Genomic DNA, 13,760 nt, shown 5'->3' with positions numbered 1-13,760 from the left:
GCCTCCACGCCCTCCTTGGGCATGGCGTTGTAGATAGAGGCCCGCAGACCGCCTACGCTCTTGTGGCCCTTGAGGTTGTCGAAGCCCGCGGCCTTGGCGGCGGCGATCACCTGGGCGTCCTGCTCCTTGGAGGGGGAGACGAAGGGGACGTTCATCAGCGAACGGTCTTCCGGCCGGACGGCGCCGGTGAAGAAGCGGCTGGAGTCCAGGAAACGGTAGAGCACGTCGGCCTTTTCCTGGTTGCGCTGTGCGGCGCCCTCCAGCCCGCCGTGGGCAAGCAGGTACTTGAACACCTTGCCGCAGCAGTAGATGGCCCAGCAGTTGGGGGTGTTGTACAAAGAGTCATTGGACGCGTGAATGTGGTAGCGCAGGTAGGTGGGCACAAACTCCGGCAGGTCCTCCCGGATCAGATCCTCCCGGATGATGACGATAGCCATGCCTGCCGGGCCCACGTTTTTCTGCACGCCGCCCCAGATGAGGCCGTAGTCGCTGACGTTGCAGGGGCGGGAGAGGAACATGGAGGACTGGTCGGCCACCAAAACCTTGCCCTGGGTGTTGGGCAGGGTGTGGTAGGTGGTGCCGTTGATGGTCTCGTTTTCGCAGATGTAGACATAGTCCGCGTCAGCGGGAATGGCCAGATTGGAGCAGTCGGGAATGTAGGAGAAATTGCGGTCGGCGGAGGAGGCCACCACCTCCACCTTCCCGTAGCGCTTTGCCTCGGCAATGGCCTTTTTGGACCAGTTGCCCGTCTCCACATAGCAGGCGGTGCCGTTTTTCATCAGGTTCATGGGCACCATGGCAAACTGCACCGTGCCGCCGCCCTGGATGAACAGGACCTTGTAGTTGTCGGGGATGCCCATCAGACGGCGCAGATCCGCCTCGGCCTCGTCCCGAATCTGCTGGAAGACCTGGGATCGATGACTCATCTCCATAACGCACATGCCGCTTCCGCGGTAGTTCATCATCTCGGCGGCGATCTCCTCCAGCACTTCCTCCGGCATCATGGCGGGACCGGCAGAGAAGTTATAGGTACGGCCGTACTTCATCATAAGACATCTCCTCTCGTAATTTCGGCTGCATGCAGCCGCTTTCTGTCAAGTATACGACGGGGATGGGAAAGAATCAACGGATATTTCCACCGCATCGCGGGGCCGGCATGTGCCGGCGCTTATGCAACCTTACAGGAATGCGGGAAAGGCCTGTGGAAAAGATTGAAATCTTAACGAAATTTTCATATAATATTTCCAACTATGTGTGAACGCTTCGGCGGCGTGCCCGCCAGAGCAGGGAGGGGGGATCCTATGCGTGCGGACGGAACTCGTGTCAAGGGACTCAGTCCCATTGTGCAGGCGCTGCCTTACATCATGCCCCGCCGCTATGACGCCCAGAACTGGGCAAACGACTACGCTGACGAGACAATCTTGAAAGACTACATCCGGCAAAAGCGCCGGGAGGGACGGGTTGTTACCCATATGAGCGTGCTGGCAGCGGCCTATTACAAGGCGGTGCTGGAAAATCCCAAGCTCAATTACTTCGTGGTCAACCGGCGGGTGTACCGGCGCAACCACTTCTGCTTCAGCTTTGTGATTCTCAAGACCCGCGCGGACGGGACACCGGATGAGACGGTCATCAAAATCTTCCTCCAGCCGGAGGACACGGTATTTACCATCAGCCAGCGGGTCCGGGAGCAGATCCGCCGCAATCTGGAGGCCGCTCACAATAACCGTACCGACTGGTTTGCCAGTATGGCTTTTTCCATCCCGGGACTGGCCAGGGTGGTGTTCGGTCTGGCGTATCATCTGGATCTCCACGGACTGCTGCCCCGGTGGGTCATCGACCTGAGCCCGTTCCACACCAGCGTGTTCATCACCAACCTGGCCTCCATCAATACCAGCTACATCTATCACCACTGCTATGAGTTCGGTACCACCAGCGTTTTTGTCTGTATGGGCCGGCCGGTGCCGGACCCGGTGGTGCCCGGACGGCGGCGGATGCCCCTGGGCGTGGTCATGGACGAGCGGATTGCCACGGGCATCGAATACTCCCGATTTTTCGCGGCCTTCGGCCGGTACCTGAGAAATCCGGCGTGTCTGGAGACGCGGCTGGACGGGCGGGAAACTGAGGCAGAACCGGGGGAGGTGGGCGTATGAGCAAAGCGGAGACGCGCTCCGACGGTACTCCGGCGGCCTGCGCCCTGAAGGATTGGCTGCGGATGGAGTGGAGCCACATCGGACTGTATGTCCAGGCGCTGGTCAAGTGGCTGGCGGTGGCGGCGGTGACGGGTGCCGTGTGCGGCGTGATCGGCTCGGCATTCCACATCGGTGTGGAAAAGGCCACCGAGCTGCGGGCGGCTCACGGGTGGCTCCTGTGGTGTCTGCCCCTGGCAGGCCTTTGCATCGTGGGCTTTTACAAGCTGACCCGGACAGAGGGCCAGGGCACCAACGACATCATCGACGCGGTGCATCTGGGCAAAGGGCTTTCTATCTGGCTGCTGCCCGCCATTTTTCTGGGCACGGTGCTGACCCACCTTTGCGGCGGGTCTGCCGGACGGGAGGGCGCCGCGCTGCAGATGGGCGGCACCATCGGCAACCATGTGGGCGGGCTGTTTCACCTGGACGACCGGGACATGCGGACGGCCACCATGGCCGGCATGGCGGCGTTTTTCGCCGCGCTGTTCGGTACGCCCCTGACCGCCACGGTGTTTGCCATGGTGGTCATCAGCATCGGCGTGATGTACCATGCGGCGTTCATCCCCTGCCTGACGGCCTCCCTGACCGCCTACGGTGTCTCGCTGCTCATGGGCGTGGAGCCCACCCGGTTCACGGTGGTCATGCCGGAGCTGGAGGCGGTGATGCTGCTGCGGGTGGCGGTGCTGGGCGCCCTGTGCGCCCTGGTGTCCATTCTCTTTTGCAATACCATCCACTTTGCCGAGCATCGGATGGCACGCTATCTGCCCAACGCCTGGGTACGGGTGATCGCGGGCGGCGCGGCGGTGATCGCCCTGACCTATCTTTGCGGCACCACGGACTACAACGGCGCCGGCATGGACGTCATCACCGCGGCGGTGGAACAGGGAACCGCCAGTCCGGCCGCGTTTCTCCTGAAGATCCTCTTCACGGCGGTGACGCTCTCCGCCGGGTTCAAGGGCGGTGAGGTGGTCCCCTCGTTTTTTGTGGGCGCCACCTTCGGCTGTGTGGCGGGCCCGCTTCTGGGTATCCCGGCCACCTGCGGCGCGGCGCTGGGACTGGTGGCCGTGTTCTGCGGCGCGGTCAACTGCCCGGTGGCCTCCATCTTTTTGTCAGTGGAGCTGTTCGGGGACGGGGGACTTTTGTACTTTGCCCTGATCTGCGGCATCAGTTACATGCTCTCCGGCTACAACGGCCTCTACTCCAGCCAGACCATCCTGTATTCCAAACTGAAAGCACAGTATATCAACGTGCATACCAACGCCCACCACGCGGGGAATCCCCACGCTGAGCCGCCGGTGCACGGCAGTCTGAAAGAATAAGAAAAGCCCCCGAAAGGGGGCTTTTTTCTTACGCATTCATACGACTGCGGAGGGCTTCGGCTCCAGCATCAGCTGTGCCATGGCGGCAGCGCAGGGCAGCAGACAAATCCAGGCGCTGCGGTTGCCCAGAAACTGCCAGAGCAGGTAGGAAATGGCCACGCCGCAGTGGAAACTCAGCAGTGTTTTTCCGAAAAAGGCGGCTTTGGGCAGCTGAGCGTGCCCGGCCAGGGTTTCCGCCAGAGCCATAGAGAACTGGCGGAAGTTGTTGGTGGAAAAAATGGTGGAGCTGACGAAGCCGTCCGCTCCGGTAAAGCTGTTCCACTGGAAGGCCATGGCGAAAAACAGGGGATAGAGCCCCAGCACCGGCGGAATCCCCTCGGGAAAGAGACCGACCACCAGGGCGGCGGCCATGTCCAGCACCACGCTGATGCGCCTGAGATCCGTGCGGCACCGGCGGGGCAGCCAAACGGTCAGAGCAATGGCGCACATATACAGGATTGCGCCGCCGATCCGCAGGAGAAAGTCCATCCAGTTTGCGCTGAGCAGGTCGGTGGTCAGAAGAATGAGATTGGACGTCTGGGCGGAGCCCAGCAGTCCGGCAAAGCACAATACGGCGTAGACCGCCAGAAAGCCGCCGATAAACGACATGGTGAAATGCAGCCGCTGCTGCGCGTGTTCCATACAGCCCGCTCCTTTCGTGATATCTTACAGCCCCAGCAGCTCCCGGGCCACTTCCACGTTGCGCTGCTCCATCTCCTGCAGACGGGCCACCGCCGCCTCCCGGGACTGGAGGGCGCTGGCCTGGCCGGCCGCCTGGTCGATCATACGGCACAAGGACGCCTCCGTCACAGAGGCAAGATCCACAAACAGCTCCTGCCCCATGTACTTGAGGAAGGAGGACACCTTGGGATCGTAGACTACGCCCACCAGGGGAATGCCCTGACTGGCAGCGAAAATCAGCGCGTGGAGCCGCATGGACACCACAACCTCCATGCGGGACAGAGCACCGATGATGGTGCCGGCGCCGCCGGCGTCGTCCAGGAAGTAGTGGGGCACGGTCAGACCCTGGGCGGCCTTGCGTCCGGCCAGGGGGTCCAGGTGCTTTTCCACCGCTGTGAACACAGGGGTCAGACCGTAGGTCTCGTAGGCGTAGCGGGCCGCGGCGGTAAACACGCCGGCCTTTTCGTCAAAGCCCTTCCACTGGCGCAGGGCAAAGCACAGATACTTTCCCCGGGGCGGGATACCGGCCCGAAGCAGCACACTGTCCACTTCTGCGTCGGAGGCGCGGCGCAGCGTCAGGGCGGGGTCTGCGGTCAGCAGAATCCGGGGGACTGTGACCCCCATGCGCCGCAGCTCCTCCCGGGAGTCGGGCTCCCGCAGAGTGATCACATCCACGTTGGCGTTGAGCACCTTGGCGGCCAGGCGGCGGTGACTGTCCCGGGTGACGGGGCCGATGCCGCAGCCGTACATCTGCACCTTGCATCCGGCGCGCTTGGCGGCGCGGATATTATAGAGGTAGAACCACAGGGAGCGGCGGGAGGTGACGTCCTGGATGAGGCTGCCGCCGCCGTTGATGTAGAGTCTGGCGTGGTGCATGGCCTTGTGCCAGGCCAGGAAGCTGGACCGGTGCACTGCCTGCACCCGGTAGGTAAGGCGCGTGGACTTAGGGTCCTTGCTCAGTACGGTGATGGGCATATCCGGGTCAATGGAGCGCATCTCCTGTAAAATGGCTTCCAAAATGGCGTCGTCGCCGGCGTTGCCCCGGCCGTAGGCGCCGCAGATGACCACCCCGTCCCGGTCGGCGGCAGGGCGGTGGTAGCGGCGGAGGATCTCCTGGTAGATGTGCAGCTGGGTCTCCACCGTGCTCTGAATGGAAAACTGGGAGGAGGCTTTTTGATAGAGCTTTTCCCCCATGTCATGGCGCAGGGCGTCGTCATTGCCCAGGGCGGCCAGGTGCTCGCCCAGGGCCTTCCAGTCACCGGGCTGGAACAAAAAGCCGTTGACGCCGGTGTCGATCAGGTAGGGGATGCCGCCCACGGCGGTGGCGACGGTGGCCAGATGGAACCGGGTGCCGTCCGTCAGGGCGTAGGGGAAGGTCTCGGAGAGACTGGTCAGGGTGTTGATGTCCAGAGCGGCGTAGAACTGATCCATGCCGCCGCTGATCCAGCCGGCAAAGGTCACCTGATGCTCTACGCCCAGTTCCTTTGCCAGGTTTTCCAGCTTTTCCCGCTCCTCGCCGTCTCCGGCAATGACCAGCCGCAGCCGGGGGCAGGCGGCGTAGCCTGCGGCAAAGCCCCGGATGAGGGTGGACATGTCCTTGACGGGATTGAGGCGGGCGGCAATGCCCACCACCACGGACTGCTCGTCCGCATCCACGCCCAACTGGCGCAGGTAAGCCAGACGGTCGCCCTGGGGCGGGGCAGGGGTGAAATCGATGCCGTTGTAGATGGCGTAAAACCGGTCGGCGGGGAAACCCCGGGAGATGAGCAGGTCCACCATGGCGTCGGAGACGCCGATGCGGTAATCCAGCTTGTGCAGGGCATAGGCATTGATGGTGCCGAAGGTGATGCGGCTGAGGGGGCGGCCCATGTAGTCGAGGCGGTAGTCACTGTGGACGGTGGTCACCACCGGCAGACCCGTGGGCTTGCGGAGCATGGCGCCGATCATGTTGGCCCGGGAGCCGTGGCAGTGGATCAGGTCGTATCCGCCCTCCCGGATGTAGGCGATCAGCTGCCGGCGCACCCGCAGCACGTTGTTCCCGCTGAAGATTTCGGTGGGGATGCCCAGGCTCCGGGCCTCGTCGGCAAAGGGACCGTCCCGAAAGCACACCAGCTGTGCAGTGATGGATTTGTTGAGATTTTGCAGCAGACTGAGCACGTGAGTCTTGGCGCCGCCGGAATCGCCGCCGCTGATGAGATGGATGACCTTCATGAAAACGTCCTTCTTTGATGAAAATGTTCTTGTGAAATCGTAAAAAGTATTATACAATGTTTCGCAGACATTGTCCACAAAGAATCGGGCGGCTTTGGGCCGCTGATGGAGGAACGTATGGAACAGAAAGCAAAGCGCATTGGAAAGTTCAATATCGTCGACGTGATCGCCGTACTGCTGATTGTGGCGGTAGCGGTCTTCGCCGGTGTAAAGCTGATGAACCGCGGCAGCGGGGAGAGCGGCGAGGCGGCTATGACAAAGGTGACGTATGTGGTCAAGGCGGAGGGCGTGCCGGTAGAGCTGTATGAGGCGTGCCTGGAACACCTTCCCTCTCCCCTCATGGCCTCCGGCAAACTGGTGGGCGGCCAGATCGAGAGCGTGGAAAAGGAGCCCTACTACGTGCTGGGGGCCGATGGAACGTGGGTGGAAGATCCGGAGCATGTGACGCTCTATTTCACCGCCACCACGGAAACGCCCACTGGCGATGTGATGACCACCAAGGTGGGGGACCAGGAAGTCCGGATCGGCAAGAAAGACTACATCCTCAAAAGTGAGTACATTGAGATCAACGGCGGCACGGTCATCGACGTGCAGTGGGAAGACGCTCAGGACTAAAGCGAAAAAGACATCCCCCATGGCGGGGGATGTCTTTTTTATGCGTTGGTTTGCTCCAGCTTCTCAAACCAGGGAAGGCAGAAGTCCCGGAAAGCTGCGATATGAGGCGGGAGATAGGTATTGTACCTCCAGTGGAGATACAGGTGACGCGTGTGGACAAAATCCTGCAGACGGATCAGGGTGATGCCGTCGGTCTGGGGCGGAAGACCGGTCCGGCTGGGCAGGAAGCACACGCCTACGCCGCAGCGGACGAAGTCGCACAGAGTGATGGGGTTGTCGCTCTCCGCCACCACCCGGGGAGAGAAGCTGGCCTCGTTGCACGCCTTGCGGATGATCCGGGCCCAGGGACGGTCCCGGCGCAGATTGACAAAGGGCACGTCCCGGATGTCTGAGAGGGAGACGGAGGGGAGGCGGGTGAGCGGATGGCCTTCCGGAACTGCCAGCATGGCTTCCTCCCGCAGCAGCAGGCAGGAACTGCGGGGCAGCACCTCGTCGCCTACCAGCGAGTCGATGAGCATGTCATAGGTGGGGGACTCTGTGTCCCGGAAAATCCGCTGGGTGATTTCAAAGCGAACCTCGGGGCGCACGGCGAGAAAATCTGCCAGCAGTTGGGGCAGCAGGGCGGTGGCTGAGTGGATGCACAGGCGAATGCGGCTTTCCGTGCCGGTTTTCCGGGCGCTGATCTCCGCCTGGGCGTCCTCCAGGGAAGCGAGAATCTGCCGGGCATAGCGCAGCAGAATCCGCCCGTTCTCGTTGAGCCGCATCCGGCGCCCGTCCCGGTCGAACAGGGGGGCGCCCAGCTCGTTTTCCAGGTTCCGGATGGTTCGGCTCAGAGCCGGCTGGGCCAGGTTCAGCCGCTCCGCCGCACGGGTCATGTGCTCCAGTTCCGCCACTGCCTGAAATTGTCTCAGCTGAAAAATCTCCATACCGCGCACCTCTGTCCGCTGATGAAACACGCATCAGGGCCGTTTTCTTTGTACAGTATCACAGAAAAAGCCGAAAGTAAATATGGTATTTATTGAAATCATAACATTTGGTTATCAGTTTATCACCATAAAGTGTTAGACTGGCAAAGATAATTTTGCTATAGTGTCAAAATAACACCATTATTATAAAAAGACGGCGCAAGCCGATCCCAAATGGTTATTGTTGAAAGGACGGGATAGTATGGTGCAGTTTGATCCTCTGAAGTATTCCTTCGCATCTCACCGGAACGTGGTCTATGCCAGAAAGGGTATGGCCTGTTCCACGTCTCCCATCGCCTCTCAGGTGGGTCTGGAGATTCTCAAGGCCGGCGGCAACGCCATGGACGCGGCGGTGGCCATGGCCACGACGCTGCCTCTGGTGGAGCCCACCGGCAACGGCCTGGGCAGTGACTGCTTTGCTCTGGTCTGGAGCGCCAAGGACAACAAGCTCTTCGGCCTGGACGGCTCCGGTGTGGCGCCCATGGCGCTCTCCGCTGAAAAGGTGAAAGAGGCGGGCTACACCTCTGTCCCGGTAAACGGCTGGCTGCCCACCATGGTTCCCGGCGCCCCCAGCGCCTGGGCGCTGCTGCGCCGCCGCTTCGGCACCAAGACCATGGCGGAGCTGATGGCTCCGGCTATCCGCTATGCCCGGGAGGGCTTCTGCATCCCCGTCAACGTCTATAAGCAGTGGAAGGCGGAGGTCGCCCGTTTCACCGCTGCCGCGGAGAAGGAGCCGGAGGTATTCGGTCCCTGGCTGAAGTACTTCACCAAGGACGGCAAGACCTATGAGGCCGGCGACACGTTCTATAATCCCGACTTCGCTGCCACGCTGGAGTCTCTGGCCGCAAGCGACTGCGAGAGCTATTATCACGGCGAGATCATGAAGAAGATTGTGGAGTTCTCCCAGAAGACCGGCGGCTTCTTTGCCGAGAGCGATTTCGAGAACTATCAGGCCCAGTGGGTGGAGCCCATCTCCGTCAACTACAAGGGCTACGAGGTCTGCGAGATGCCCCCCAACGGCCACGGCATTACCGCGCTCATGGCCCTGAACATGCTCAAGGGCATGGAACTGGGCGACGACCGGGAGAATGCGGACACCTATCATAAGATGATCGAGACGGTGAAGCTGGCGTTCGTGGATACCAAGAAGTTCGTGGCAGATCCCCGCTACATGCGCACCAAGGTCTCCGACATGCTCTCTGACCGGTATGCCGATGTCCGCCGTGCCCTCATTACCGACAAGGCCGTTTATCCCGAGGCGGGCGATCCCTCCTGCGGCGGCACCGTGTACTTCTGCGTGGCCGACGGCGCGGGCAACATGGTCTCCTTCATCCAGTCCAACTACAACCGCTTCGGCTCCGGCATTGCGGTGCCCGGCACTGCCATCACCATTCAGGACCGGGGCGCCAACTTCTCCCTGGACCCCGAGAGCGACAACTATCTGGAAGGCGGCAAGAAGGCCTACCACACCATCATTCCCGGCTTCCTGTGCAAGGACGGCAAGCCCGTGGGACCCTTCGGCGTCATGGGCGGCTTCATGCAGCCCCAGGGCCATGTGCAGGTGATCGTCAACACCGTGGATTATCACATGAACCCCCAGGAGTGCCTGGACGCGCCCCGGTTCCAGTGGGTCGGTGAGAAGAAGGTGCAGCTGGAGCGGGAGGTTCCCGCCCACATCGCCCAGAAGCTGGCGGACATGGGCCATCAGGTGGAGATCGTCAACTCCAATCTGGGCATGGGCCGCGGCGAGATCATCTGGCGCATGGATGACGGCACGCTGGTGGGCGGCACGGAGCCCCGGGCCGACGGCACCATCGCTGCATGGTAAGGGCTTGCCTCAGAGCTCATATTGTGATAGAATAACCCGGTTCACGTGGCCGCGCACCAATTGGTGCGCGGCACGTTGCCGCAAAAAACAAATCTCTAAGGGAAGGAAGGCCTCACATGCTGCGTGACTTGCTGATCCTGTACACACTGTTTTTCCGCATGGGCGCCGTGACGTTCGGCGGCGGCTATGCCATGCTTCCGATTCTCCGGCGGGAGATCATCCAGAACCACAAGTGGATGGATGAGGAAACCATTATGGACTACTATGCCCTGAGCCAGGGCCTGCCCGGTATCATTGCCATCAATGTCTCCGTATTTATCGGCTATCGGCAGCGCAAGATTCCCGGCGCGGTGGCTGCCGCACTGGGTATGGTGTCCCCCTGCATCATCATCATCTCCATTATCGCGTTTTTCCTCTCCAGCTTCCAGGATAACGTGTATGTGCAGCACGCGCTGGCCGGAATTTCCGTGTGCGTGGCGGCACTGATTCTGGATGCGGTCATCAGTATGTGGAAAAAGGGCGTCAAGGATGCATTCGGCGTTGTGGTCTGCCTGGTTATGCTGGTGCTCAACACCTTCACCGATCTTTCTCCTATCCTGCTGGTGATCGCCTGCGCCCTGCTGGGCATCGGCGCCAAGATAGTACAGCGTAAAGCGGGGAAGGAGGAGCAGAAATGATTTATTTGCAGCTTTTTTGGGAGTTTTTGAAAATCGGTCTGTTCGCCGTGGGCGGCGGCATGGCCACGCTTCCCTTCCTGCAGGACCTCGCTGAGTCCACCGGCTGGTTCCCCCAGTCCCTGATCACGGACATGATCGCCATCTCCGAGTCCACCCCCGGCCCCATCGGCATCAACATGGCTACTTATGTGGGCTGCAACATTGCAGGTGTGCTGGGCGGCATCGTGGCCACCATGGGCGAGATTCTTCCCTCCATTGTGATCGTTGTAATCGTCTCCAAGTCTCTGGAGCGCTTCCGGGGCAGCAAAACGGTGGACGCGGCCTTCTACGGCCTGCGGCCCGCCGTCACCGGACTGATCGCCGCTGCGGGCATCAGCGTGGTGCAGGTGTCCATGTTCCACTTTGACCTGTATGAGCAGACCGGTGCCATTATGGATATCTTCGACTTCCGCAAGCTCATTTTCTTCGTGGTGGCCTTTGCTGCCATCAAGAAGTTCAAGCTCCACCCCATTGTCTACATCGCCTGCGCGGCGGTGGTCGGCATCGTGCTGGGCTTTTGAATAAGAGCCGCCGCCCGGATGGGCGGCGGTTTTTCTCAAATCCCGCTTCCTTTTCCGGCGGGGTTATGGTACAATAGCCCAAACTGACGGGCATATAAATTGGAGGAGGTTGTCCCAATGAATCAGCTGACTGATGCGGCAAACCGGTATTTGAAACACTGCGACTGGCGGGACATCGCCCTGCTGAAGCTGTGTGTATGTGCGCTGGGCGTACTGGTGGGCCTTGGCATGCCCTGGCGCAAGAAGTGGGTCACGGCCTGGGTCGCGTCGCTGATCTTCGTGGCCACCTATGTGCCCCTGATGGGGAAATTCCTGCCCTTCCTGCTGGGAGAACGTGTGGAGATCAAAGATATTTATCGGGAAAAGCAGTTGTAAAACCAGCCCGTTTGGTGTATCATACAACTATCTTCGTTGCAGGACATCCAGTGAGAAGGAGGAACACAGATTATGAGCAAGACCGCAAGCATGGTCATGAAGATCATCGGTGCCAGCTTGGCGTTCGCCGCGCTGGTATGTCTGATTATCGGCGGATGGCACGACCTGTCCGTGGGGTACTGCGGCATGAAAAAGCGCCTGACCCAAAAATTCGGTTCGGAGTACGATGACTACGCCGATGAGGAGCTGTACGAGTAAATCCACGGCTGAAATTGCAGAAAAACCGCCGCCGGAGCGCTTCCGGCGGCGGTTTTTTTACGGATGCTGAGGTGCGGAAGGGACGAGTGCGGGGGAAGAAGCCGGTGCTGGGGTACCGCTTTTCCGCAAAACGACAATAAAAAAACGGCCGGATAGGCCGCAGAAAATGCTTGACAAAAAGAGAGACCCATGGTAGAATGAGTCGCTTATATGATGAAGATGGATACCTGTCCATTCTTCAACTTCTATGGATACGATAGCACATTTCCCAGAGCAATGCAAGAGCAACAGGAAGAATATTTAACAACTGCGCCGCGCGTGTCTTAACGCCGGCCGCCGACCGACAAAAAACATGTACCCATGCCGGACAGGACATGGGCGCAGAAGAAAGGTGAATGAGAAGATGGCCAAAGACAAGTACTACGGAAAGACCCTTCGTAAGAACTTTGCCCGGCACGAGGAAGTCATGCCCATGCCGAACCTTCTGGCGATCCAGAAGAAGTCTTACCAGGAGTTTTTGGACACCGGCCTGCGTGAGGTGTTTGGCGACGTGGGCGCCATTACCGACTATCAGGGCAACCTGGAGCTGACGTTCATCGACTACAAGATGGACGAGGCCCCCAAGTATGACGTGGAGGAGTGCAAGGCCCGGGACGCCACGTACGCCGCACCTCTGAAGGTGAAGGTGCGCCTGCGCAACAAGGAGACCGAGGAGATCAAGGAGCAGGAGATCTTCATGGGCGACTTCCCCCTGATGACCCACTCCGGCACCTTTGTCATCAACGGCGCCGAGCGCGTGGTGGTCTCCCAGATCGTCCGCTCCCCCGGCGTGTACTACGGCAAGGAGATCGACATCAAGACCGATCTGCCCATCCTCACCTCCACCGTTATCCCCTACCGGGGCGCCTGGCTGGAGTATGAGACGGACGCCAACGAGGTGTTCTGGGTCCGCATCGACAAAAACCGCAAGCTGCCCATCACCTGCCTGATCCGTGCCCTGGGCCTCAAGACCGACGCAGAGATTCTGGATACCTTCGGTGACGATCCCCGGATCGCTGTCACGCTGGAGAAGGACCCCTGCAAGACCTACGAGGACGCCATGCTGGAGATCTACCGCAAGCTGCGTCCCGGCGAGCCCCCCACGGTGGAGGCCAGCGAGACCCTCATCCATAATCTGTTCTTCGACCCCCGGCGTTACGATCTGTCCATCGTGGGCCGGTACAAGTTCAATAAGAAGCTGTCTTTGTGGCACCGGGTGGCCGGCTACAAGCTGGTCTATCCCGTGGCTGACCCTGCCACCGGCGAGATCCTCTTCGACGAGGGTCACCTGCTGAGCAAGGAGGACGCCCGGCTGCTGGACACCGTCGGCGTGGGCGAGGTCACCATTGACGTGGAAGGCCAGAGCCTGAAGGTCATGAGCAACCGCATGTGCGACCTGAGCCACTATGTGGACTTTGACCCCCTGGCTGAGTGCGGCATCAAGGAGCGTGTGCGCTTCGAGGTGCTCCAGGAGCTGCTGAACCAGTACTCCGGCGAGGAGCTGAAGGATCAGCTGCGCCTGCACAGGGACGATCTGGTGCCCAAGCACATCATCATCGACGATATCCTCACCTCCATCAACTACATGAACGGCCTGGCCCGGGGCATCTCCGTCAAGGACGATATCGACCACCTGGGCAACCGCCGTCTGCGGTGCGTGGGCGAGCTGCTCCAGAACCAGTTCCGCATCGGCTTCAGCCGGATGGAGCGGGTCATCCGGGAGCGCATGACCATCCAGGATCTGGACGTGGTCACCCCCCAGAGCCTCATCAACATCCGCCCCGTTACCGCCGCCATCAAGGAGTTCTTCGGCTCCAGCCCCCTGAGCCAGTTCATGGATCAGACCAACCCCCTGGCTGAGCTGACCCACAAGCGTCGTCTCTCCGCTCTGGGCCCCGGCGGCCTGAGCCGCGAGCGCGCCAACATGGAAGTCCGTGACGTGCACTACAGCCACTACGGCCGTATGTGCCCCATCGAGACCCCCGAAGGTCCCAACATCGGCCT

12 protein-coding genes and 1 pseudogene are annotated in these 13,760 nt (G+C 60.7%); 9 read left to right on the top strand and 4 right to left on the bottom strand.

Translation table 11 applies throughout. The features are described 5' to 3' along the window. On the bottom strand, positions 1-1,049 hold a 1,049-nt coding region (serC, locus tag QZS13_RS09105; protein ID WP_366557956.1), incomplete at its 3' end, for a 3-phosphoserine/phosphohydroxythreonine transaminase. Positions 1,050-1,301: 252 nt separating this feature from the next. Between serC and QZS13_RS09100 the strand changes: the two genes are divergently transcribed. Together QZS13_RS09100 and QZS13_RS09095 are read left to right on the top strand one after the other, a co-directional pair. Further along, complete coding sequence (locus QZS13_RS09100; RefSeq protein ID WP_295588144.1) at positions 1,302-2,150, top strand: hypothetical protein; 849 nt, start codon at positions 1,302-1,304, stop codon at positions 2,148-2,150. Positions 2,151-2,212: 62 nt separating this feature from the next. Further along, the gene (locus tag QZS13_RS09095; RefSeq protein ID WP_295588148.1) at positions 2,213-3,508 is read left to right on the top strand and encodes a chloride channel protein; all 1,296 of its coding nucleotides are present in this window, start codon (positions 2,213-2,215) and stop codon (positions 3,506-3,508) included. Between the two features lie 36 nt (positions 3,509-3,544). Here QZS13_RS09095 and QZS13_RS09090 read toward each other — a convergent pair whose 3' ends face one another. Continuing rightward, positions 3,545-4,189 (bottom strand): YoaK family protein, encoded by a 645-nt coding sequence (locus QZS13_RS09090; protein ID WP_295588141.1) that lies wholly within the window; start codon positions 4,187-4,189, stop codon positions 3,545-3,547. 24 nt (positions 4,190-4,213) lie between these two features. Beyond that, positions 4,214-6,439: a polysaccharide pyruvyl transferase CsaB gene (gene csaB, locus QZS13_RS09085; RefSeq protein ID WP_295588138.1), complete on the bottom strand. Its 2,226-nt coding sequence runs from the start codon at positions 6,437-6,439 to the stop codon at positions 4,214-4,216. A gap of 117 nt (positions 6,440-6,556) precedes the next feature. On the opposite strand from csaB, the gene QZS13_RS09080 reads away from it, so the two are divergent. Further along, positions 6,557-7,054 carry a DUF4330 domain-containing protein gene (locus QZS13_RS09080; protein ID WP_295588136.1) on the top strand — a complete coding sequence of 166 codons (498 nt, stop codon included), beginning with the start codon at positions 6,557-6,559 and terminating at the stop codon, positions 7,052-7,054. Between the two features lie 38 nt (positions 7,055-7,092). Here QZS13_RS09080 and QZS13_RS09075 read toward each other — a convergent pair whose 3' ends face one another. Then, positions 7,093-7,980, bottom strand: coding sequence for a LysR family transcriptional regulator (locus QZS13_RS09075; RefSeq protein ID WP_295588133.1), 888 nt, complete (start codon positions 7,978-7,980; stop codon positions 7,093-7,095). A 241-nt stretch (positions 7,981-8,221) separates the two neighbouring features. Here QZS13_RS09075 and QZS13_RS09070 point away from each other — a divergent pair, with 241 nt between their 5' ends. From QZS13_RS09070 to QZS13_RS09045, 6 genes and pseudogenes are all read left to right on the top strand, one after another. Next, complete coding sequence (locus QZS13_RS09070) at positions 8,222-9,847, top strand: gamma-glutamyltransferase family protein (RefSeq protein ID WP_295588131.1); 1,626 nt, start codon at positions 8,222-8,224, stop codon at positions 9,845-9,847. Positions 9,848-9,963: 116 nt separating this feature from the next. After that, on the top strand, positions 9,964-10,524 hold the full coding sequence (locus tag QZS13_RS09065; RefSeq protein ID WP_295588128.1) for a chromate transporter: 561 nt from the start codon (positions 9,964-9,966) through the stop codon (positions 10,522-10,524). Continuing rightward, positions 10,521-11,084: a chromate transporter gene (locus QZS13_RS09060; protein ID WP_295588127.1), complete on the top strand. Its 564-nt coding sequence runs from the start codon at positions 10,521-10,523 to the stop codon at positions 11,082-11,084. The genes QZS13_RS09065 and QZS13_RS09060 overlap by 4 nt, the downstream gene beginning before the upstream one ends. Positions 11,085-11,201: 117 nt before the next feature. After that, on the top strand, positions 11,202-11,459 hold the full coding sequence (locus tag QZS13_RS09055) for a permease of phosphate ABC transporter (RefSeq protein ID WP_295588125.1): 258 nt from the start codon (positions 11,202-11,204) through the stop codon (positions 11,457-11,459). 72 nt (positions 11,460-11,531) lie between these two features. After that, positions 11,532-11,717 (top strand): hypothetical protein, encoded by a 186-nt coding sequence (locus tag QZS13_RS09050; protein ID WP_295588122.1) that lies wholly within the window; start codon positions 11,532-11,534, stop codon positions 11,715-11,717. Positions 11,718-12,120: 403 nt separating this feature from the next. Continuing rightward, a pseudogene (locus QZS13_RS09045) lies at positions 12,121-13,760 on the top strand (DNA-directed RNA polymerase subunit beta); the annotation flags it as partial.

Origin of the sequence: uncultured Oscillibacter sp., assembly GCF_900546705.1 — a bacterium.
GTDB lineage: Bacteria > Bacillota > Clostridia > Oscillospirales > Oscillospiraceae > Oscillibacter.
The sequence above is the reverse complement of the archived record's forward strand: the minus strand, read 5'-3'. Positions and strand labels throughout refer to the sequence as shown.